The following is a 228-nucleotide window of genomic DNA, read 5'->3' on the forward strand; positions in this document are numbered from 1 at the left end:
TGGGTAAGTCAGGTAGGTATGCTCGCGGGTACTTTTGTATTTGTAAACGCGGGTACGCAACTTGCGCAAATTGAGAGCTTATCTGGCATTTTATCGCTCGATCTTATTTTATCGTTCGCTTTATTGGGTGTGTTCCCTTTTATTGCTAAAGGAATCCTAAACGTGTTTAAAAAACGTCGCGTATACAAAAATTATACTAAACCTAAAAAGTTTGACCGTAACATGATT

At 38.2% G+C, this 228-nt stretch carries 1 pseudogene; it reads left to right on the top strand.

Features of this window, described 5'->3' with window-relative positions:
- Positions 1-228, top strand: a pseudogene (locus R2R70_RS23795) (pyridine nucleotide-disulfide oxidoreductase); the annotation flags it as partial.

Origin of the sequence: Cobetia sp. SIMBA_158 (genome assembly GCF_046566945.1) — a bacterium.
Lineage (GTDB): Bacteria > Pseudomonadota > Gammaproteobacteria > Pseudomonadales > Halomonadaceae > Cobetia > Cobetia amphilecti.